Origin of the sequence: Streptomyces sp. CB02366 (assembly GCF_001905905.1) — a bacterium.
Taxonomy (GTDB): Bacteria; Actinomycetota; Actinomycetes; order Streptomycetales; family Streptomycetaceae; genus Streptomyces.
Map to the genome: position 1 here is coordinate 118,518 of NZ_LIVT01000008.1, position 20,671 is coordinate 139,188.

A 20,671-nucleotide genomic window follows, 5' to 3' on the forward strand; every position below is an offset into this window, starting at 1 on the left:
CATGCGCGGGGCCCGCGCTCCGGCAAACGCGTGAGGGTGCGGGGCCATCGGCGGCGGCGGGCCGCGTCGCGGGCTCCCGCGCTTCCCGGGGCCCCGACCATGGTCGGGCGAACCGTGGAGGTGATGGGCGTGACCGTCCCGTACCAGCTGTCCTCAGGCCGTGCGCCGCGCGCGGCGGACGTCGATCTGGCCGACCCGGCGTTCTGGCGACTGCCGCGCCCCGAGAGGCTGCGGGCCTTCGCCCTGCTGCGGGAGGCGGACGCGCCCGTGCTGTTCACCCCCCGGCCGGGCGCCGCCCGCACCGCCGGCAAACCGTTCTACGCCCTGGTGCGCCACGCCGACGTACGGGCCGCGAGCCGTGCGTCCCGGGTGTTCGCGAGCGCGCCGGGGGTCACCACCCCGGAGCCGGCCGGCTGGGCGAAGGCGTTGTTCGGGAACTCGATGGTGAACATGGACGGGCCCGAGCACGCCGCCCTGCGCCGGATCGTCTCCCGGCGGTTCACGCCCCGGCTGCTGGCGGACGTCGAGGAGAACGTCGGCAGGCTCGCCGGGCGGCTGGTGGACGAGTTGATCGCCGAACGGCCCCGGGACTTCATGCCGTCGGCGGCCGCGCGGCTGCCGCTGGAGGTGATCTGCGACCTGATGGGCGTACCCCGGGCGGTCCGGGCGCGGATCGCAAAACAGATCGACCAGGCATCGGAGCGGGTCGGCGTGGAGCGCCGGGGCCGGGCCCGGCTGCGGATCCCCGGCCGGGGGCTGGCCTCCCTCGCCCGGATGCAGTACGTCATGGGGCGGCTCGCGCGGGAGCGTCGGCGCCGTCCCGGGGGCGACCTCGTCTCGGCACTCGTGTGTGCGGACGTCGACGGCGAGGCGCTGTCGGGGCGGCAGTTGGGGGCGTTCTTCTCGCTGCTGCTGGTGGCCGGGGTGGAGACCACCCGCAACGCCATCGCGCACGGAGTGTTCCTGCTGGACCGCCATCCGGCCCAGCGGGAGCTGCTGCGATCCGACTTCGACCGGCACGTCGGCGGCGCGGTCGACGAGATCGTGCGGCATTCGACGCCGATCATCCAGTTCCGCAGGACCGTCACCACCGAATACTCACTGGGCGGTCGCACTTTCCTCCCGGGAGAGAAAGTCGCGCTCGTCTACGCGTCCGCCAATCGCGACGAAACCGTTTTCACCCATCCGGACCGCTTCGACATCACCCGGTCGCCCAATCCTCACCTCGGATACGGCGGCGGGGGCCCCCACCACTGCCTGGGAGCGCATCTGGCCCGGCTCGAAATGACCGCCCTCCTGCGGGAACTGATCGAACGGCGTCCGGTCGTCCGGAGTACCGGTGAGCTGGAACTCGTCGATTCGAATTTCGACAACCGGGTCGGTTCACTCCCGTTCACATTCGGCCGCACATTCACCTGAACGACAGGGCGAACGACAGCTCCGCAACGCCGGAAAGGATAAATGGGCTCCTCCGCGTGCCAGCCGTGCACAATGATGAAACTCTCTTCCCACCGGCCGAATCGGCCGGAATTCATCGCAGCCAGGAGGAGCAATGCCGGCCAAGCGCCGTCTCATCGTCTCGTGTGTCGCTGCGCTCGCTCTCAGCCTCCTGGCGGGCGGCGGCATCGCGGGCCGTCCGACGTCTGCCCCGGACTCCGTCGACGGGGCCGCCCCCGGACCGGAGCGGACGGCGAGCGCCACGGCGCACGGGGCGTATCTGGACTACGGGCCCGAGGGGGTCAGCCGGATGGCCGACCTGTCGCGCTGGCTCGGCGGGGCGGAGCTGCGGGTGGGGCACACGTACCTGCCGGGCGATCTGTGGGTGAACATCGAGGGCGCCCCTGAGTTCCTCGACGCCTGGGCGGAGTGGAGGCGGGCGGACGAGGACCGGATGTTCGTCCTGAACGTACCGATGCTGGAGCGGAACGAGGAGCGGATCCCGGACGAGGGGGTCCGCACCCTGCTCCGGGCGGGCGCGGCCGGGGAGTACGACGAGCACTTCACCCGGCTCGCGGAGCGCCTGGTGGGGCTGGGCGTGCCGGACACCGTGGTCGTGCTCGGCTGGGAGATGAACGGCACCACCTACACGCACCGGTGCGGTCCCGATCCCGCGTCCTGGAAGGCGTACTGGGAGCGGATCGTCACGGCGATGCGCGCGGTCCCCGGCCAGGAGTTCCGTTTCGACTTCACGCCGAGCCGGGGTCGGGACGCGGTGCCGTGGACCGAGTGCTACCCGGGCGACGACGTGGTCGACATCATCGGGATGGACTCCTACGACCAGCCGCCCGGCGAGACCTTCGACGACCAGGTCGCCGACCCGTACGGTCTCCAGAAGCACGTCGACTTCGCCGCGGAGCACGGCAAGCCCATCTCGTTCCCGGAGTGGGGCCTCTTCCGCAACGGCGACAACCCCGCGTACATGCGGCGGATGCTGGAGTGGATCGACCGGCACGAGCCCCTGTACCAGACGGTCACGGACTACTGTCCGCACGGCGTCTGGCAGTGCACGAGCAATCCGCGGTCCTCCGAGGTGTTCCGGACGATGATGACCGCGATGGCCGCGCCCTCCGGGTCCGCCCCCGGCCCGACGCCCACGGTCACGCCGGACCCGAGCCCCGCGCCGCCGGAGCCCGCCCCGTCCCCCTCCCCCACCGCCACCCCGTCCCCGCGGCCGTCCCTTCCCGGGGCGCCCGCGTCCCCGTCCCCGGGGAGCGGGGCGCCGCCCCCGCGCGGGTGGTGCGTCACCGTGCCGTCCGCCGACTGGCTGGGCCCGTGGTTGCGGGAGCGCGAGATCTGTTTCCGTCACTGACCGGGGCGTGGGAACGGCTCCGGCCCTCCTGCCGGGGCCGGGGCCGTTTGCCGTACGGGTCCGGCGCGGGACGGGGGCGAGCGGCCGCTCGCCGCCCCGCCCACGGGGACGCGGCCCGCTCCGGCACGGCGCCGGCCGGGGGACGGCGCCCGGCGGGTCCGCGACCGGCGCACCGGGCGCGGTCCGGGGCGACGCGCGACCATGGAAACCTACAGAGGGTGGTGAGGTGCAATGGCATCCGCCGATGAGGGCTCCCCGGCGGAGCCCGGCCCGCTGCCCCTCGGGGGCGGGCGCGGCCCGGAGCGGACGGCCGACGAGGCGGTGGCGGTGGTCGCCGGCGACGGCACGATCACGGGCTGGACCCGCGGGGCCGAGGCCCTCCTCGGGTATCCGGCGGCCGAGGCCGTCGGCCGGTCCGCCGCCCGCCTGCTGGCCGGTCCGCCGGACCCCCGGCGGACGGCCGCGGTGGCCGCCCACTGCCGGTCGGGGGCGGGGTGGAGCGGGCTGCTTCCCCTACGGGCCCGGGACGGCCGGTCGCTGGACGTCGACGTACGGGTCACCTCCTCGTTCATGCTCGACGGGCGGGAGGCCTTCGTGGCGTCCGGGCGGGAACTCACCCCGCACTGGACGATGAGCGGGTCCGTCCTGGACGACTTCCTGAGCCGGTCACCGGTCGGGATGGCGGTCCTCGACCCCGAACTGCGCTATCTCTGGCTCAACGACTCACTGGAGCGGTTCGGCGGCGTGCCCCGGGACCAGCGGCTGGGCCGCAGGCCGGGAGAGGTACTGCCCGAGGTGCTCGCGGAGCCGCTCGAACGGCTGATGCGGCAGGTCCTGTCGACCGGCCGGGCGGTCGCGGACTACGAGTACGTGGGCTGGAGCTGGTCCGATCCGCACCGCCGACGGGCGTACACCAGCTCGTTCTTCCCCCTGGCGGACGCCCGGGACCGGCGGATCGGTATCGGGTACATGGTCCTCGACGTCACCGACCGGTGGAACGCCCGCCGACTGCTCGCGCTGGTGAACGAGGCCGGGGCCAGTATCGGCTCCACCCTGGACGTGCAGCGTACGGCGCAGGAGCTGGCCGACTTCGCGGTGCCCCGGTTCGCGGACTTCGTCTTCGTCGATCTGCTGGAGACCCCGTTCGGCGGCGAGCGGCGCGGGACGGCCCCGCCGGCCGGGGGCGGGCGGGCGACCATGCGCCGGGCGGGCATGTGCTCGGTGCGGGAAGGGTGCCCGGAGGCGGTCGTCCGGGTCGGGGAGGCCGTCGACTTCGTGCCGCCGCCGCACGACGCGCACTTCCTGCTGCACGGCGACCCGGTGCTGCTGCCGGTGCTCGATCCGGACAGTCACGAATGGACGGTGGAGCAGCCGGCGCGGGCCGCCCGGCTCCGGGAGTTCGGGCTGCACTCGTTGATCTCCGTACCGATGCGGGCGCGGGACACCGTGCTGGGGCTGACCACCTTCATGCGCTCGCGCAATCCGGTGCCGTTCGACGAGGACGACGTGGCGCCGGCCCGGGAGCTGGTGGCGCGGGCCGCGGTGTGCGTGGACAACGCCCGCCGCTACACGCGGGAGCACACCGCGGCGGTGGTGCTCCAGCAGAGTCTGCTGCCGCACACACTGCGCGGCGGCACGGCGCTGGACGTGGCGTCGTCGTATCTTCCGGCCGACGCGAAGGACGGCGTCGGCGGCGACTGGTTCGACGTGATCCCGCTGTCGGGGGGCCGGGTCGGCCTGGTCATCGGCGATGTGGTGGGGCACGGCATCGGAGCCGCGGCGACCATGGGCCGGCTGCGTACCGCCGTCCAGACCCTGGCCGACATGGACCTCCCCCCGGACGAGCTGCTGGCCCGTCTGGACGACCTGGTCCTGCGGCTCAGCGAGGAGGAGCCGGTGGACCGGACCGGTACGACGGTGGTGGGCGCCACCTGCCTGTACGCGGTCTACGACCCGGCGAACGGCCGCTGCACGATGGCGAGGGCCGGCCATCCGCCGCCTGTCGTCGTCACCCCGGACGGGGCGGTCAGCTTCCCGGACCTGCCGGCCGGGCCACCGCTCGGGCTGGGCGGGCTGCCCTTCGAATCACTGGAGCTCGCGCTGCCCGAGGGGAGCCTCCTCGGCCTCTACACCGACGGACTCGTCGCGGGGGCCGACAAGGACGTCGAGAACGGCATGGAGCGGCTGGCCCTGGCGGTCTCCCGGGACGGGCTGCCGCTGGAGGACCTGTGCCCGGCGGTGGTCAAGGAGTTGCTGCCCGTACCGCAGCCGGACGACATCGCCCTGCTCCTCGCCCGGACGCATGTGCTCACCCCCGACCGCCTGGCCTCGTGGGACGTGGCGGTGGACCCCGCGGCGGTCGGGGAGATCCGGGCGAAGGTGGCCCGCCGGTTGGAGGCGTGGGGGCTCGCGGAGCTGTCGATGACGACGGAGCTGATCGTCAGCGAGCTGGTGACCAACGCGATCCGGTACGCCTCGGGGCCGGTGCGGCTGCGGCTGCTGTACCAGTCGGCGCTGACCTGCGAGGTCTCCGACGCCAGCAACACCTCGCCGCGGCTGCGGCACGCGAGGACCACGGACGAGGGCGGGCGGGGGCTGTTCCTCGTCGCGCAGCTCGCCCATCGGTGGGGAACCCGGTACACCGACCGGGGCAAGATCATCTGGGCGGAGCAGCCGCTGCCCTGAGCGCGGAACACGACGCCGTGCCCGGCGGCGGGCGGGGCGGCGGGTCCGCACGGACGGACGCCTTCTCCGCGGGGGGGGGCGACGGGGCGGGGCCGCCGCCCACCGGCGCTCGCCTCCCGGGCCGGGACGGGGACCGTCACGGGAGGACGGCCGCCTCCTCCCGCGCGAAGAGGCGGGTCAGCGGCCCGCCCGCTTCGATCAGTTCGTCCCAGGCGCCCTCCTCGACGATCCGTCCGCCCTCCAGGACGGCGATCCGGTCGGCCCTGCGGACGGTGGCCGGGCGGTGGGCGATCAGCAAGGTGGCCCGGGCGGCGCGGTGGGCGGCGAGCGCCTCGGCCAGTTCCGCGTCGCCCCGGTGGTCCAGGTGGGCCGTCGTCTCGTCCAGCACGAGGACGCGCGGGCCGCTCAGCAGCCCCCGTGCCAGGGCCACCCGGGCCCGCTGGCCGCCGGACAGGGTCGCACCGCGCTCCCCCACGGCCGTGTCCAGCCCGTGGGGCAGGGCGTCGGCGATGGCGGAGACCCCGCAGAGGCGGGCCACTTCGCCCACCTCGTCCGGCGTGGCGTCGGGAGCGCCCAGACGAAGGTTCTCGGCGAGGGTGCCGTGGAAGAGCGGTGTTTCCTGGCCCACCACGGACACGGCGGCGCGCAGGTCGTCCTCGGCGAGGTCCCGCAGGTCCACGGGGCGGGCCGGACCCGGTGGCAGCAGTTCCACGGCTCCCTCCGCCGGATCCCAGTACCGCGCGAGGAGGTGGGCGCAGGTCGACTTGCCCGCGCCGGACGCGCCGACGAGGGCGACGGTCTCACCGGGCCGGACGACCAGGTCGACGCCGTCGAGCACGGCCTCTCCCCCGTAGTCGAACCGTACGCCGCGCAGCCGCAGCCCGAGCGGGCCCGCCGGCAGGGGGCGCGGGGCGGCGGGCGCGGGCGCCAGGGCCGGGGCATGCACGGCGGCGCCGACCCGGGCGGCGGCGGCGCGCAGGCCGCCCGCCCGGCCCAGCGCGGCAGCCGATTCCGCCACCGGGGCCAGGGCGCCCAGGGCGAGGGCCATGGCGGCGGGGGCCCACGCCCCGTCCAGCCTCCCGGCGGACGCGGCGTGCGCCGCGGCCGCCACGACCCCGATGACGGCGGTGACGACCAGCAGGTCGCGGGCCGCGCCCGCCCCGGTCTCCCAGGACTGTTCGGCCCGCTGAGCGCGGGCGAGCCGGCGCCCGGCGGAGCGCAGCCGGGCCCGCGTACGGTTCAGCGCCCCGGCCATCAGGAGTTCGCGCAGCCCGTCGACGCTCTCCACGGTCTCGGCCGACACCTCGGCGAGCGCCGCCCGGGTCCGGGCCCCCCGCTCAGCCCGCCCGCGTGCCTCGATCAGCGGCGACCAGGCGAGGAGCAGCGCGGCGGGCAGAACGGCGAGCAGCAGCCACGGTCCGAGCACCGCCAGCACGGTGGCGGAGGCCGCGAACACCACTCCGGATGCGAGGATTTGAGCGATGGCGTGGGCGTAGAAGAACTCCAGGGCCTCCACGTCCCCGAGGGCGGTGGCCGCCAGGTCGCCACTGCGCCGCCCCGCGATCCGGGCGGGGGCGCTGCGGGCCAGTCCGTCGAAGACCCGGACGCGCAGTTCGGCCAGCACCCGGTAGGCGAGGTCGTGCGAGAGGTCCATCTCGCGCCAGGTGGCGAGGGCCCGGAGCAGGACGAGCCCGACCAGAACGGCGACGGTCCCGGCAGCGGGCGGCCGGTGCGCGGTGACGGCGGCGCCGACCGTGTGCGCGGCAAGGGCGACGAGGGCCACCAGGGCCGCCTGGTCGACGAGGGCGGCCAGGCAGGTGCGCAGCACGGTGGCGCGGTGCGCGCCGAGGACCGGGAGGAGCGAGCGGAGGGCGCGGGCCGGAACGTCGGGGGCCGGGGCGGCGGCGGGACGGGGTCCACGCGGGCGGCCGGGGCCGGCCTGGGCCGCGGTCGGGCCGGGGGCAGGGGTCGTGGTCATGCGGCGCGCTCTTCCTGTGCGGTGCGTCCGGCCTCGACGAGCGAGGCGTACACGCCGCCGCCCGCTAGCAGGGCCGTGTGGTCGCCCGCCGCGGCGACGCGGCCGGCGTCGAGGACGACGATGTGGTCGGCGTGGCGTACGGCGTCGAGCCGGTGGGCGACGACGATGCAGGTGCGGCCCCGCCCGGCTTCCGACAGTCCGCGCACGATGCGCGCCTGGCCGCGCTCGTCGACGGCGCTGGTGGCCTCGTCCAGGATCAGCACGGGGGCGTCGGCCAGCAGCGCCCGGGCGAGGGCGAGCCGTTGGCGCTGGCCGCCGGAGAGCGTGGTGCCGCGTTCGCCGACGAGTGTGGCGTAACCGTCCGGGAGCCGGGCGATCTCCTCGTGGATCCCCGCGGTCCGGGCGGCGGCGCGCAGGTGTTCGTCGGTGGCGGCCGGGCGGGCGATGCGCAGGTTCTCCGCGATGGTGGCGTGGAAGAGGTAGGTCTCCTGCGAGACCACGGCGATGCCCCGGCGCAGCGAGGCGAGCGAGTACGCGGCGATGTCGGTCCCGGCGACGGTGAGACGGCCGCCGCCGGGGTCGCGTTGCCGTAGCAGCAGGCTCAGCAGGGTCGACTTCCCGGCCCCCGAAGGGCCGACGACGGCGGTGGTGCGCCCGGGGGCGGCGGTGAAGCTGACGCCGTCGAGGGCGGGCCGGCCGCTCCCCGGGTGGGTGAAGCGCACGTCCTCGAACCGGATTTCGGGCGGGCCGTCCCAGTCCGCGGCCCGCGTGCCCCGGTCCGGCACGGCGGGTTCGGCGGTGCGCAGGGCGGCGATCCCGTCGGCGGCGGAGACCCCGAGGTAGCCGGCGTGCCACTCGCGCGAGAGGTCGCGGACGGGCCGGAAGCACTCGGAGGCGAGGAGGAGCAGGAGGTAGGCGCCGGTGGCGGCGGTGCGGCCGGTGGCCGCCGACGAGCAGGCCAGGAGGACGGCGGCGGCCGTACCGCCCTGGACGGCCAGATCGGTGAGGCCGGTGTCGACGAGGGAGACCCGCAGTTTGGCGACGGTGCTCCGGTGCAGGGCGGCCGACCGCCGCTCCAGCCGTTCCCGCACGCGCCCCACCGCGCCGACGGCCCGCAGGGCCGGCATCCCCTGGAGGGCTTCCAGGTAGTCGGCGGCGAGGGCTTCGTAGGTGTCCCAGTGCTCCTTGCCGCGCCGGGCGAGCAGCCGGTCCCACCAGCGCGGCCCGAACAGGGCGAGCAGCAGGGCGAGTCCGAGGGCGAGCGCCGCGTACGGCTCCACCAGGGCGGCGGCGACGAGCAGCAGCGGCGGAACGGCGCAGGTGAGGAGTGCTTGGGGCAGGTAGCGCGAGATGTACGCGTCCACGCCCTCGACGCCGTCCACCAGCGTGGCCCGTACGGCTCCGGCCCGCGCCCCGGTGTCGGCGGTGGGGCCGAGTGCGCCGAGCCGCAGCATCAGCGTGTCGCGGAGCCGCACCCGTACGGCGGCTCCTGCCGTGACGGCGGTCAGCCGCTGGACGCGGCCGAGGACGGCACGGGCCAGGACCACGGCGATGACGGCCGTGAGCAGCGGAGCGAGCGCCGCCGTCCTCCCCTGGGCGATCCGGGAGAGCACGAGGGCGAGCAGGACGGCCTGGGCGAGGTGTGTGAGGGCGACCGCCGCGAGCAGGGCGGTGGCGAGAGCTAGGGGGCGGCGCACGGTGTTCGCGGCGCGGAGGAGTTCGGGGTGGAGCATCATGGGCGTTCTTCCTCGCCGGGTGGGGTGGCGGTGGCGGAGGCGGCCGGAGTGGCCGCTCCCGTGAGCCGGCCGGCCGCCGGGAGGGGGGCCGCGGTCCGGGAGGCGGAGGGGGGCGGGGCTGACGCCGTCGCCGGGGGTGCGCCGAGGGCCAGACCGTGCACGATCCAGTCGCGTCCCGGCGGGTCGCCCAACGCCGCGCCCAGGTCGGCCTGTTGCCAGGAGCCGATGGGGCGGGAGCGCAGTCCCAGGGCGGTGGCGTGGGCCTGGGCCGCGCCGATCGCGTGGCCTGCGGCCAGATGGCTGCGGCGGACCTCGGCACAGGAGGCGTCCCCGGGGCAGCCGTGGGCCAGCAGGACCGCGCCCGCCGCGCCGATCCACGGTTGGTGCGCGGCCCAGTGGGCGAGGGTGGGACGTGCGTCGCCGCGGGCTCGGACATGGAGCCCCGGCCCGTCCGGGGCCGCCGTGTAGAGGGCCGGGGCGTCCCCGCCGACCGCCAGGGTCCAGTCCGGTCCGGCCGGGTCCGTCGTCCGGGCGGTGGCCAGGATGCGGGTGAGCGGACCCTTCTCGGGCGGGCGGCGCAGGTCGTCGGGCGGGGCGCTGCGGCGTGTCTCCAGAGCGCCGTCGGTCACTTCCGCCGGGCGCGGGGCCGGGTGCCACGTACCGGCGGGCAGGCCGGGTGCTTCCGCGAGCTGACACAACAGCCTTTGCGCGGTCGCGAGTTCGCGGTTCGGCACGGTCGCGGCGCCGGGATGCGGCGCAGGGGCCGCGGCCCGGGGCAGGGCGGCCCAGGCGCTCAGCGTTTCGGGGGCGGTCACGGAGGTCCCCGGGGGCGCCAACCGTACGGCGGCGAGGGGGAGAGCGGGTTCGGCGCCGGGCCGGGCGTCCGGCCGGTCCAGCGGGCCGGGCAGACCGGCGGCGGCGGCCAGCAGGGCGCCGTCGGCGTCGAGGGAGACCAGGGCGTCGGCGGTCGGGGGCGCGGCCAGCGCGAGTGCGGCGGCGGCATGGCCGGCGTCGAGCAGCAGCAGCGGCCAGGCGCGGTGACCGTAGTGGGCGACCGTCCGGGACGCGGTCACGGTGAGGACGAGGAGGGCGCCGGGGGGCGCGCCGTCAGGGGCCGGGCCGCACGGATGGGCCCGGTGGGCCCGCGGGTCGTACGCGTAGCGTCCGGGTGGAAGGGAGCACCCCGGCCCGATGAGGAGATGGGCGCGGACCGGATGGAGGGCGCCCGCCGAGGGAACGGGGCGCGTCCTGCCGGGCGTCCCGGGGAGCGCGGCGAGGGAGAGGCGCAGCCAGCGGGCGAGGTCGATCGTGGCATCGGCGCCGGTGCGGGGGGTGGCCGCGGCCGGCCCGGGGGCGTTGCCGGACGCGTCCCCCGCCTCGGGCCGCCGGTCGTCCTCGCCCCATGGCAGCCCGGGGCCGCTCCGCGGGAACGGGCGCTCCGGAGCGTACGGGGAGAGGGCCGGGACGCGGGGCGACCTGGCGTCGGCGAGCGCCCGGCGCAGGAGGGCCCGCGCGGCGGCGGGGGGCGCGGGCAGGCCGGTGGGCGGCGGGGCGACGCGGGCGTCCGACGACTCCGTGCGCACCTCGTGTGCGGGCGCGGCGGTTCGGTCCGGGGTCCGGGGCACGGCGGCACGCTCCTTCACATGTGCGGCGGCGGGGCGAGGGTGAAGTCCTGCGGAGCGGTGGGCGGTTGTGCACGCCACCCCCGACCGAGCGCCGCGTCGGCGAAGCGGGGGCAGCCGAAGTAGCCGAAGGCGGCGGGGGCGTTGGGGATGAGGCCGGAGACGAGGACACGGGCGACGCGCAGCGGGGTCTCGGCGACGTCCTCCGTGGTGAGGTCCGCCGTGATCACCCGGTGGCCCCCGCCGGCGAGCGCCGCGTCCAGGGCGGCCCGGCTGCCGGGCTCGATCGCGGTGACCGGGCCGGTCCCGAGGGCGGGTTCGGTGAAGCGGCGGGCGAGCGGGGCCATCCGGTCGTCCAGCCAGACCTGGACATGGGCGCCCAGGTCGCGGACGGCGGCGAACCCGGGCCCGCAGTCGTCGAGATAGCGCCGGTCCGGCCGGTGGTCCAGGTAGAGGCCGCGGGCGAGCATGCCGGCGTCGATCGCCCGGTACACCCACCCGTCGGCGTCCACCGCCCCCTGGGTGAAGACCCAGGTGTGCACGGCTTCCAGGACGGCCTTGCGCGCCGCCTCCGCCGGGTCGTAGCGGCAGGCGAACCCGGCCGCGTGTATACCGCGTTCGGGGTCGCGGATGAGCGCGGCCGAGCAGGGCGCGAACTCGGAGGGCATCTCCACGATGTGCACGTCGAGGCCGCAGCCGGCCAGGTCTTCGGTGAGGCCGGGGACGCTGGCGGGATCGATGCCCCGTGTGGGCCCGTCCAGGTGCCACCACAGCTCCAGCGCGTCGCGTTCGACGATTTCGAGGAGTCCGCGCTCGACGGCGTCGTCGAGTCCCTGTCCGGTGGCGATGCCCGCGTAGTTGAGGTGGTGGGTGCGGGGCAGTGAACGCAGCTCGCCCTGACGCCAGTTGAGGTGGGTCAGCGCCACGGGGGCCCAGCAGGGCAGTCCGTTCTCGGTGGCCCGGGTCCACAGCGCCGGTGTGTCCGGGGTGAGTTCGGTGTACGGGAAGCGGGAGCGGCCGTACTGCCAGGGGGCGTACGTCGGCAGGGCGCCGGGCCCGTAGACGCGGTGTCCTTCGGCGGCCAGTTCGGCGGCGGTGGCCCGCCGGGGCTCCTGGGGGTGGCCGGGGGGCGGGACGCGGTTGCCGCAGTAGCGTTCCACCGCTTCCGCCACGGCGGCGGTCCAGGCGCCCCGGGGGTCGCCGAACGTCGTGCCGAGCGACACGCGGTCGGCGGGCCAGGCGCCGAGGCGGCGGGCGTCGGCGACGTCGGCGGTCATCGCGGTGTAGCGGGGCGGGGCCCCGGCGGGGTGCTCGACGGGTGCGACGCCCCGGATGATTCCGCTGACGGGGTCGACGAGGGCTTCGATGGGCAGGGTACTGGTCAACGGCATATCTCCGGTGCGGGCTCGACGTAGCGGCGTCGGGCGACGACGGGCAGGTGGAGTGCGCCGCCCCGGGGGTTCACGGTGCGGCGGGACGGGACGAGCCGGGTGGCGGTGACGGGGTCCTCGCCGGTGTGCGGGTTGCGGGCGTGGGCGGGGAAGTGGTGTCCGGCGACTTCGGCCCGCAGCCGGGTTCCGGCGGGCAGCCGACGGCCCAGGGTGCCGAGTGGCACGGTGACGTCCGCCGCCCGGCCGGGCGGGTCGGCGCGGCGGACGATGCCGAAGGCGAGGGGGTCCGCGCGGCCGGACGGGTCGAGTGCGGTCAGCCGTACGGCCCAGTCCGCCGAGGGCGTGTCGGCGGTGACGTCGAGGTGGGCGACGGCGGTCCCCGCCAGATCGAGCGGGCGGGGCAGGGGCGGTGAGAGGAACAGGCACCGGTCGGGTGGGCCGCCGGCCGGGGCGGTCAGGTCGTCGGAGCGCACGGGGCGGCCCGGGTCGGCGGTGAACTCGGCTCCGTGGAGCAGCCGTAGACCGGTGGGCGAGCCGAAGGGCCAGCTCCGCGCCGTCTCCGGCCCGCCCGGCGAGGACGGGTCAAGAGCCGCCGCCGTCCCGGGAGCGCGGTGCCAACGGCCGCTGTCGCCCAGGGCGATGACCCCGCGCCGGGTGGGCTCCAGCGCCCCGGCGAGTGCGGCGCGGGCCCACCGTACGTACAGGGCGCCGAGGTTGACGCGGGCGCGGGGCGGTGCGTCCGGGTCGGCGGTGAGGCGGTGGCCCCAGGGGCCGAGCAGCAGGCGGGCCGGCCCGCCCCAACCGTGCCACAGGGCCACGGTGTCGTCCGCGAAGGGGTCACGGGTGCCGCCCACGGCGAGCAGCGGGAGGCGCGCGGCGGCGCCCGCCGCGACCAGTAGGCCTCGCTCGTGTGCGGCCCACAGGCGCGACCACGACGGCAGCTCGCGCCCCAGCGGCTCGGCCAACCGCTCCGGAAGGCGGGTGATCGGGAGGTGTTCGAGCAGGCCGGGGTCGTCCGCCACGGCACGGTTCAGCGCGTCCGGGTCGGAGTCGCGCCGGTCCCCGTGGGCCGCCCACCAGCCGGCGCGGGCCCACAGCCGTTCCGGGCCGCCGGGTTCCCGTGCCGTCTCGACGAGGCCGAGGGCGGGGACGGCGGCGATGACGGCGTCGGGGCCGCCGTCGCGGTGGGCCCCGCCCGGGCGGCCGTCCTGGCGCAGCCCGCCGCCGGTCCCGGCGAGCGCCGCGGCGAGGGCGCAGTAGGCGGCGTAGGAGGCCCCGGCCGCGACGACCTTTCCGTCGCTCCACGACTGGGCCCGCACCCAGGCGATGGAGGCCGTTCCGTCCGGTCCTTCGTGCTCCTCGTAGGGCCGCCACTCCCCCGGCGAACCGTGGCGGCCGCGCACGTCCTGGGCGAGGGCCGCGAATCCGTGCGCGGCCCAGCTGCGCAGTTCGGCGCGGTGGGCCTCCCGCCCGTAGGGGGTCCTGATGACGACGGCGGGGCGGGGGCGGGCTCCGCCGGGAAGGCATACGTCGGTGGCGAGCGCGGCGCCGTCCGGCGCGGGGACGTGCACGGTACGGATGTTCACGAGCGGGCCTGCGCGGTCCCGGCGCCGGGGCGCCTGTTCACCCGGGCCGCGGCGGGCAGAGGCGCCACATCCGGGACGGGCAGTACGGGGTGCTCGGCGACGGTGAGATCGCGCAGGTCGATCCGGCGCAGCCGACGGCGGACCGGAAGGCCCCGGCGCGCCGCGGCTCCTCCCCCGGCCCCGGATGCGGGGTCCGTACCGGTCTCCTCCCCTGGCCCCGCTTCCGCCTCTGCCGCGGCCCAGGCGATCAGGTCGGCGGTGAGCAGAGCGGCGATCAGCGCGGCGGAGGCGCCCGTGGTGTGCGGGCCGGTGTCGGGGGTGCGGTGTCCGGCCCAGTAGGCGGCGAGTTCGCGATGGGCGGGGGTGGCCGCGAGCCGGCGGAGCCGGACGTGGCGGGAGGTGACGTCTTCGGGGGTGGCGGCGAGGGGTTCGGTCCAGACGTGGGCGCCCTCGCGGTGGCAGCGCAACCAGGCGACGCGCCGCCCCGGCAGCCGGTCCGCCGCCTCCCACAGCCCTTCCGGCACGGGTGAGTCGAGGCACCACACCACGGCGACGCGGCCCTCGGTGCGGTGGTCCGCGGCCCCCAGGGCGAGTTCCGCCACGCCGTCCCGGGTGATCGGGTGGACCTCGGCCCCTTCCGCTTCCGCGCAGCGGACCACCGGCTCGGTGAGCACGGGGTCGCCGAGGACGTGGACGGTGCGGCCGTCGAGCGGGCGCCGGAGCGGGGAGGCCCCCGCGTACCCGGCGGTCTCGAACGCCTCCACGAGCCGCGCCAGTCGCTCGCCGTCGGGGCCTTCGGCGGCCGGCTCCGCCTCCCCCGCGAGTCGGCGCACCAGGGCGGCCCCGTCGACGCCCCCGGTGTCGATGCGCAGGAACTCCCCGTCCGGGGTGCGGAGTACGGGGCCGGCACCGGGGGCGGTGACGATCCCGGCACCGGGAGCCAGTCGACTGCGGGTCACGAAATCCTCCGGGGCGGGAGCAGGTGATGGGGGCGGGAGAGTGATACGCGGGGCGGCGGCGGACGGGGCGGGCCCGCCCGGGATCTCACCGGGCGGGCCCGCCCGCGCTGTGCGGGGAAGCCGCCGTCAGCGGCGGGGCTCGCTTACTTCTCGGCCGCGGTGTCGGGCTCGACGGCGTCGTCGAAGGGGTTCTCGACGAGGGCGTTCGAGTGGGTGGCGGAGAGGTGGGCGAGCTGGCCCTGGTCGGCGATCGGGCTGAACACCTTGTTCTGCTCCATGAGTTGAAGCCTCCATTCACATCGGTCGGGTGTCGGTCGCGGCGATGTTCCGTGCCGCACCACAGACACTAATGAATATGATTTTCATTGCGCAATAGCCGGGGCGGGCCGACAGGGTGATCTGGGTAACAGACGGGCCACCCGCCCTCGTCATCGGTCCCCACCCGGCCCTCCACGCCGAGGACTTCGACCAGCAGCCGTCGCGTGACCACCTCGGCGGGAGTCCCGTCGGCGGCGACGCGCCCTTCGCGCAGGGCGACGATGCGGTCGGCGAACCGGGCGGCGTGGTTGAGGTCGTGCAGCACCATCACCACCGTCAGCCGGCGTTCCGCGCGCAGCCGTACGACCGTCTGCAGCACCTCCAGTTGGTGCCGCAGGTCGAGGTAGGTGGTCGGCTCGTCGAGGAAGAGCAGCCGGGCGTCCTGGGCCAGCGCCATCGCCAGCCGCACACGCTGGCGCTCCCCGCCGGACAGCGCGTCCACCGGGCGGTCGGCCCAGGCGGTGACGCCGACGTCCGCGAGCGCCCGGGACGTCACCTCGTCATCGCCCTCCCGCAGCATCCCGAGCGGCCCCCGGGCGGCGTAGCGGCCCTGACGCACGAGTTGCCGCACCGTCAGCCCCGGTACCGCGGGCGCTGATTGGTGGAGCAGGGCGACGCGCCGGGCAGCGGTGCGGCGGGACAGCCGCGCCACGTCGTCGCCTTCCAGCAGGACGCGTCCCCCGCTCGGAGTGAGCAGTCCGGCGGCGAGCTTGAGGAAGGTGCTCTTGCCGCATCCGTTCAGTCCGATCAGGGCGACCAGCTCACCGGCGCGGATGCTCAGGTCCACCCCGCGCAGCACGGTGCGTCCGGGGTAGCCGAAGGCCAGCGCGTCCGCGCGGACCACCTCCGGTCCGGCTCGCCCACCGCCGCCCGGGCCTCCCGCCGCGTCCGCTCCCGCCTCCGGTCGGGGCTTCTCCGTCCGGCGCACGCCCACGTGTCCGTTCAGGCCTTCGGACATCTCCGCCTTCTCCATCCGTCTCTCCTTCATCGCTCGTCCGCCCGCCGTCGCGCCACAGCCAGCAGCAGCCCCGCCCCCACGCAGGTGGTCAGGGCGCCGACCGGGAGAGTCAGCCGGTCCGCGCCCAAGGCGGACGCCAGCAGCGGGGACAGGAGCCGGGCGGCCGCGTCCGCACCGCACACCACCGCCGCGCCGAGCAGCGCGGCGCCCGGCAGCGCGACCCGCAGGTCGGCCCCGAAGACGGCCAGCGCCAGGTGGGGCACCAGCAGTCCCACGAAGCCGAGCGCGCCCACGGCCGAGACGGCTCCGGCCGTCAGCGCCACCGCGCACACGAGCGCCGCTCCCCGCCCCCGGCCGGTGGCCAGACCGGCGGCGGACGCCTGTTCGTCGCCGCAGCGCAACAGGGTCAGCGGGCCGGCGAGCAGCCAGGCCGCCGCGCCCCAGAAGGCCGCCCACGGCCACAGCAGATTCCCGTGCTGCCAGACCCGTCCCTCGGTGGAGCCGATCAGCCACTGCACGACGCTGCCGAGTTCGCCGGGAGCCACCAGGAGGACGACCGCGGTGAGGCCGGCGAGCACCGCTGACACGAGGACCCCGTAGACGGCGGTCTGCTCCGGGTCGCCCCGGTCCCGCCCGGCGAGCAGCCAGAGCAGCCCCGCCCCGGCGAAGCCGCCGAGACAGGCCGCCACGACCACCGCCGCAGGGGAATCCCAGCCCGCGAGGCCGAGGCCGGTCGCGGTCACCGCGCCGAGCACCGCGCCCGGAGTGACGCCGGTGACCTCGGGGCCCGCCAGCGGGTTGCGCAGCGCGGACTGGAGCACCAGCCCGGCCACCCCCAGGCAGGCCCCGGCGACCAGCGCCACCAGCACCCGGGGCAGCCGCAGTCGGAGCACGATGTGTTCGGCCGTCGGATCGGCGGGGGCCCCGAGCAGCACGGCCCGTACGACTTCGGCGGCGACGCCCCGGCCGGCGAACAGACCGGCACACGCCACCACGGCGACCAGCAGGCCCAGCACGCCCATCCGGACGCCCGGGAGGTCCAGAGCACGGCGGGCGGGGGCAGGGCGCCGGGGAGCCGTTTCCACCACGCTCATCGTTCCGCCTTTCGCGGGGCGGGGGCCGGGTGGCCCGCCGGGGCCCCCGGCACGGCGACGCCGTCCGGCTCCCGGCCCCGTGCGGGGCGCCTCCCCCGTTTCAGCAGCAGCACCCCGGCCGGCACTCCGACCAGGGCCGTCCACGCGCCGACGGGCGTTTCGACCGGGGCGAGCGCCAGCCGGGCCGGCTGATCGGCGCAGAGCACGACGACCGCGCCGCACGCGGCGGACCGGGCGAGCCACCCGGCCGCACCCGCGTCCGGCCGCAGGCGGCGGGCGAGGTGCGGGGCGAGGAAGCCGACCCAGGCCACCGGCCCGCAGACCGCGACGACGGGGGCGATGAGGACGACGGCGATACCCAGGGCGGCCACCCGCGCCCGTTCCACCCGTACGCCGAGCGCGCGTGCGTCGTCGTCGCCGAGCCGCAGCACGCCGAGCACCGGCGCGCACAGCACCAGCGCCGGGACGGCCACGGCGAGCCAGGGCAGCAGGCCGGTGACGTCGTCCCAGGTGCGGGCGGACAGACTGCCCAGCAGGTAGCGGTAGATGAGCTGGAGGTCGAGCTGGTCGGCCATGACCATGAGCACCAGCAGGGCCGCCTGGAGTGCGGCGGCGACGGCGGCTCCGGTCAGCAGCACGGCCGAGGGGCTGCGCCCGAACCCGGCGGCGACCAGGGTGAGCAGGCCGCCGAGCGCCGCCCCCGCGAGGGCGAGGAAGGGCTGCAGACCCAGCGGGACGGCCAGGGCCAGAACGAGCGGCGCGGCGACGCCCAGCGCGGCCCCCGACGAGACACCCAGCATCTCCGGCACGGCCAGCGGGTTGCGCAGGGCCTCCTGGAGGACGAGGCCCGCCGCGCCCAGACAGGCTCCGGCGACCAGCGCCGACACCAGGCGCGGCAGGCGCAGTTCGGTGACGACGAGCCCCGCCGGCCCGTCGGCCCCCAGCGTTTCCGGCAGGTCGGCGGGCGGGACGTACGGCGTACCGAGGCTGAGGGCGCAGACCGCACTGCCCAGGGCGACCGCGCCCAGGCAGAGGAGCGCCACGGGCGGACGCCTCACCGCAGTGCGGCCGTCGCCTCGTCGAGGACGAGCCCCAGGGAGCGGGTGCCGCGCCCCTTGGCCCACACCTCGGAGTCGACCTCGACGACCTTGCCGTTCCGCACGGCGGGGATGCGGGACCAGAGGGGGTTCTTCGCCAGCTTGTCGGAGAGCCTGCCGTTCGGTGCGCCGAAGGACAGGGTCTCCACGAACAGGACGTCGACGTCCCGGGCGAGGATCTCCTCCAGGCTGTAACTGCCGTCGATGCCCCGGCTCTTCCAGGGGTAGTGGGAGATCTTCGGGAAGAGTCCGGCCGCCACGTCGGTCTCCGGGGTGGCCACGCCGAAGTTCTCGTCACTGCCGAAGACGATCAGCGCGGTCCTGTCGCTCCTCGTCTCCTCCGCCCGCGCCAGGCGGGTGCGGAAGGCCTTCTCCGCCTTCTCGCCCTGCTCGGTGCGGCCGGTGAGGGCGGCGAGGTTCCGCAGGTAGCCGACGCTGTCCTGCCAGGAGCCCGGCTGGACGGGCCAGAAGGCCGTGGCGCCCTTCAGGGCGGGGGCCAGCTTCCCGTGGGTGTCCTCCAGCCCGATGACCAGGTCGGGCCGGTGGGACAGGATCGCCTCGACCTCGGGGCTGAGGAAGCCGCCGGGCACGACCGGCACCCTCGCCGCCTCCTCCTCGCCGAGGAAATCCGGGTGGGCCAGCACCTGGGAGTTGGTGGCGGCGGGGCTCATGCCCAGCTCGACGAGGATGTCGTCGCAGAGGGCGACCAGACAGACGATCTTCTCCGGCGGTTTCGGCAGGGAGACCGTGACGCCCCTGGCGTCGGTGATCCGGGTGGCGGCCTCGATGGGCCGCACGTCCGTGGCGGTACGGGCCGCGGCCCCGCTTCCCGGAACGGCCGCCGCCCCCGCGGCACCGGTCTGCCCGGTGTCCGCCTCCCCGGTTCCGCAACCGGCCAGCAGGCTTCCCAGTACGGCGATCGCGGCCCAGCGGCGGACTCTCAGCGCGGTTCGTGGCATCGACGGTCCCTCAACGTTCCTGTGCGGTCCCGGGCGTGCGGCAGCGGCGGCGGAGCCCCGGGAGTGATCCCCGCCACGAACCGAAACTCTACACATGATTATCATTTCCAATAAAGTGAGCGGCTGCGTGCTTCGAGACCCGTCGACCACGGCCGCCCCATCACCCCCGCCCACCTCAGGAGTTCGCCATGCCCCACCCCGCGCCCCCCGCCCCCGCCTCACCGCCCCGGCTCCTCGTCTCCGACCATGTCGCCGGGCGGATCAGCCTGTTGGACCTCCCCGACGGCACGGAACGGGCCGAGGTGAACCACCGCCACCTCTCCGAGCACGCCGGCTTCCTCGCCCTCCCGGACGGCCTGGTCGCCTGCGTGGACGACCGGGCGGGCGAACTGCTGGCCCTCGACCCCTACGGTCCGGGCGCGGGACGCCCCCTGATCCGGCGTCGCGTACCGGTCGCGGTTCCGGCCGAACACCTGGCGGCGGCCCCGGAAGGGCGGTTCCTCGCGGTGACCACCGGGCTCGGACGCAACGAGGAGCCGTGGACCGGGCTGCTGACGGCCGTCGATCTCGACGCGCCGGACGGCGCGGTAGCCGTACGCGTACGGGGGCGGACCGGCGAGCCGGGGGTCACGGTCCTCGGCGGCCCCTCGCCGCTCGTGGTGCTGCGCCATCGGGAGCCGGGCGAACTCCTGGCGTACCGGCACCGCGCGTTGATGCGTTCGGCCCCCTCCTGCCCCCCGGCCGGCCCGGCCCTGCGGATCGCCCTGCCGGACGACGACGGGCACGGAGACGCCCACGACCCGCTCACCGGGCGGGTGTTCGCCGCCGCCGGGTCGGGGGTGCACCGCGTACGGCGGCGGGGCGACGGCCTCACGACGGAGGCCCCGTTGCCCTGGTCCGCCGACGGCCGTTCCGGCGGGCGCGGCCACTACCTGCGGCTCGACCCCGTACGGCGCATGCTCTGGTCCTGCGTTCGCGGCGGCCCGGGCGATCCGGGGCAGTGGCCGCAGTGGACCAACGACGCCTGGTGGCACCACCTCGACACCGGGGCCACGGGCCGGCTGGAACTGGGCCCCGGGCTGGTCTTCCGGCTCGCGGTGACCGCGCGTCACATCGCGTACACCCGGGTCCACCCGGCCGGCGACGAACTCGTCCTGCTCAGCGCACCCCGGGACGCGGGGGCCCGCCCGGAGGTCCGCGCGCGGCTGCCGCTGCCCGCCATGACCGGCGCCCCCCGGCCCGGCGGAACGCCGTGGGACGGGGTCCAGCGGCGGGCCGTCGCCGCCTCCCCCGGTTCAGGACTGGTCGCGGTGAGCCGGGGAGGCCACGGGGAGGTGCACGTCTTCGACGCGGACCGGATGGCGCGGGTGACGACGTTGAGCCTCCCGACGCCGCTGGACGACGGCGGCCACCTCGCCCTCGTCGCCCCCGAGGACGGAGCGCACACCGACCCGGTGGGCCGCTGAGTCCTCCCCGCGG

At 76.3% G+C, this 20,671-nt stretch carries 15 protein-coding genes; 4 read left to right on the forward strand and 11 right to left on the reverse strand.

Translation table 11 applies throughout. The features are described from left to right. Positions 1–123: 123 nt before the first annotated feature. From AMK24_RS22740 to AMK24_RS22750, 3 genes are all read left to right on the forward strand, one after another. Positions 124–1,419: a cytochrome P450 gene (locus AMK24_RS22740; RefSeq protein ID WP_384578495.1), complete on the forward strand. Its 1,296-nt coding sequence runs from the start codon at positions 124–126 to the stop codon at positions 1,417–1,419. 133 nt (positions 1,420–1,552) lie between these two features. Further along, on the forward strand, positions 1,553–2,809 hold the full coding sequence (locus AMK24_RS22745) for a glycoside hydrolase family 26 protein (protein ID WP_073770692.1): 1,257 nt from the start codon (positions 1,553–1,555) through the stop codon (positions 2,807–2,809). A 231-nt stretch (positions 2,810–3,040) separates the two neighbouring features. Further along, positions 3,041–5,494 (forward strand): SpoIIE family protein phosphatase, encoded by a 2,454-nt coding sequence (locus AMK24_RS22750; RefSeq protein WP_073770693.1) that lies wholly within the window; start codon positions 3,041–3,043, stop codon positions 5,492–5,494. 136 nt (positions 5,495–5,630) lie between these two features. Here AMK24_RS22750 and AMK24_RS22755 read toward each other — a convergent pair whose 3' ends face one another. The 11 genes from AMK24_RS22755 to AMK24_RS22800 all read right to left on the reverse strand — a co-directional run bounded on the left by AMK24_RS22755 (position 5,631) and on the right by AMK24_RS22800 (position 19,192). After that, entirely contained in the window at positions 5,631–7,472 is a 1,842-nt protein-coding gene (locus AMK24_RS22755) for an ABC transporter ATP-binding protein (protein WP_073770694.1), read from the reverse strand. Then, positions 7,469–9,208 carry an ABC transporter ATP-binding protein/permease gene (locus AMK24_RS22760; RefSeq protein WP_073770695.1) on the reverse strand — a complete coding sequence of 580 codons (1,740 nt, stop codon included), beginning with the start codon at positions 9,206–9,208 and terminating at the stop codon, positions 7,469–7,471. Before AMK24_RS22760 ends, AMK24_RS22755 begins: the two co-directional genes overlap by 4 nt. Next, positions 9,205–10,833 carry a nitroreductase gene (locus tag AMK24_RS22765; RefSeq protein ID WP_384578492.1) on the reverse strand — a complete coding sequence of 543 codons (1,629 nt, stop codon included), beginning with the start codon at positions 10,831–10,833 and terminating at the stop codon, positions 9,205–9,207. The genes AMK24_RS22760 and AMK24_RS22765 overlap by 4 nt, the downstream gene beginning before the upstream one ends. Before the next feature lie 14 nt (positions 10,834–10,847). Next, complete coding sequence (locus tag AMK24_RS22770; protein WP_199876483.1) at positions 10,848–12,215, reverse strand: YcaO-like family protein; 1,368 nt, start codon at positions 12,213–12,215, stop codon at positions 10,848–10,850. Next, the gene (locus tag AMK24_RS22775) at positions 12,212–13,807 is read right to left on the reverse strand and encodes a CocE/NonD family hydrolase (RefSeq protein WP_073770698.1); all 1,596 of its coding nucleotides are present in this window, start codon (positions 13,805–13,807) and stop codon (positions 12,212–12,214) included. Before AMK24_RS22775 ends, AMK24_RS22770 begins: the two co-directional genes overlap by 4 nt. Beyond that, entirely contained in the window at positions 13,804–14,766 is a 963-nt protein-coding gene (locus AMK24_RS22780; RefSeq protein WP_073770699.1) for a hypothetical protein, read from the reverse strand. The genes AMK24_RS22775 and AMK24_RS22780 overlap by 4 nt, the downstream gene beginning before the upstream one ends. Before the next feature lie 143 nt (positions 14,767–14,909). Beyond that, positions 14,910–15,044: a streptamidine family RiPP gene (amiA, locus tag AMK24_RS34850; RefSeq protein WP_242435222.1), complete on the reverse strand. Its 135-nt coding sequence runs from the start codon at positions 15,042–15,044 to the stop codon at positions 14,910–14,912. Between the two features lie 68 nt (positions 15,045–15,112). After that, positions 15,113–16,042, reverse strand: a complete 930-nt coding sequence (locus tag AMK24_RS22785; RefSeq protein ID WP_384578502.1) for an ABC transporter ATP-binding protein — start codon at positions 16,040–16,042, stop codon at positions 15,113–15,115. Between the two features lie 26 nt (positions 16,043–16,068). Further along, complete coding sequence (locus AMK24_RS22790) at positions 16,069–17,136, reverse strand: FecCD family ABC transporter permease (RefSeq protein WP_073770700.1); 1,068 nt, start codon at positions 17,134–17,136, stop codon at positions 16,069–16,071. Further along, positions 17,133–18,194, reverse strand: a complete 1,062-nt coding sequence (locus AMK24_RS22795) for a FecCD family ABC transporter permease (protein WP_073770701.1) — start codon at positions 18,192–18,194, stop codon at positions 17,133–17,135. The genes AMK24_RS22790 and AMK24_RS22795 overlap by 4 nt, the downstream gene beginning before the upstream one ends. Next, positions 18,191–19,192: an ABC transporter substrate-binding protein gene (locus AMK24_RS22800; RefSeq protein WP_073770702.1), complete on the reverse strand. Its 1,002-nt coding sequence runs from the start codon at positions 19,190–19,192 to the stop codon at positions 18,191–18,193. The genes AMK24_RS22795 and AMK24_RS22800 overlap by 4 nt, the downstream gene beginning before the upstream one ends. Before the next feature lie 188 nt (positions 19,193–19,380). On the opposite strand from AMK24_RS22800, the gene AMK24_RS22805 reads away from it, so the two are divergent. Further along, a complete protein-coding gene (locus AMK24_RS22805) occupies positions 19,381–20,658 on the forward strand; it encodes a hypothetical protein (RefSeq protein ID WP_073770703.1) in 1,278 nt (425 codons plus the stop codon). The last annotated feature ends 13 nt before the right edge of the window (positions 20,659–20,671 follow it).

Excerpts from the sequence above, each read along its gene's own strand:
- AMK24_RS22740 (WP_384578495.1), top strand. The coding sequence starts at position 124 with ATGGGCGTGACCGTCCCGTACCAGCTGTCCTCAGGCCGTGCGCCGCGC.
- AMK24_RS22785 (WP_384578502.1), bottom strand. The coding sequence starts at position 16,042 with ATGTCCGAAGGCCTGAACGGACACGTGGGCGTGCGCCGGACGGAGAAG.
- AMK24_RS22790 (WP_073770700.1), bottom strand. The coding sequence starts at position 17,136 with ATGAGCGTGGTGGAAACGGCTCCCCGGCGCCCTGCCCCCGCCCGCCGT.
- AMK24_RS22750 (WP_073770693.1), top strand. The coding sequence starts at position 3,041 with ATGGCATCCGCCGATGAGGGCTCCCCGGCGGAGCCCGGCCCGCTGCCC.
- AMK24_RS22755 (WP_073770694.1), bottom strand. The coding sequence starts at position 7,472 with ATGACCACGACCCCTGCCCCCGGCCCGACCGCGGCCCAGGCCGGCCCC.
- AMK24_RS22800 (WP_073770702.1), bottom strand. The coding sequence starts at position 19,192 with ATGCCACGAACCGCGCTGAGAGTCCGCCGCTGGGCCGCGATCGCCGTA.
- AMK24_RS22745 (WP_073770692.1), top strand. The coding sequence starts at position 1,553 with ATGCCGGCCAAGCGCCGTCTCATCGTCTCGTGTGTCGCTGCGCTCGCT.
- AMK24_RS22760 (WP_073770695.1), bottom strand. The coding sequence starts at position 9,208 with ATGATGCTCCACCCCGAACTCCTCCGCGCCGCGAACACCGTGCGCCGC.
- amiA (WP_242435222.1), bottom strand. The coding sequence starts at position 15,044 with ATGGAGCAGAACAAGGTGTTCAGCCCGATCGCCGACCAGGGCCAGCTC.
- AMK24_RS22805 (WP_073770703.1), top strand. The coding sequence starts at position 19,381 with ATGCCCCACCCCGCGCCCCCCGCCCCCGCCTCACCGCCCCGGCTCCTC.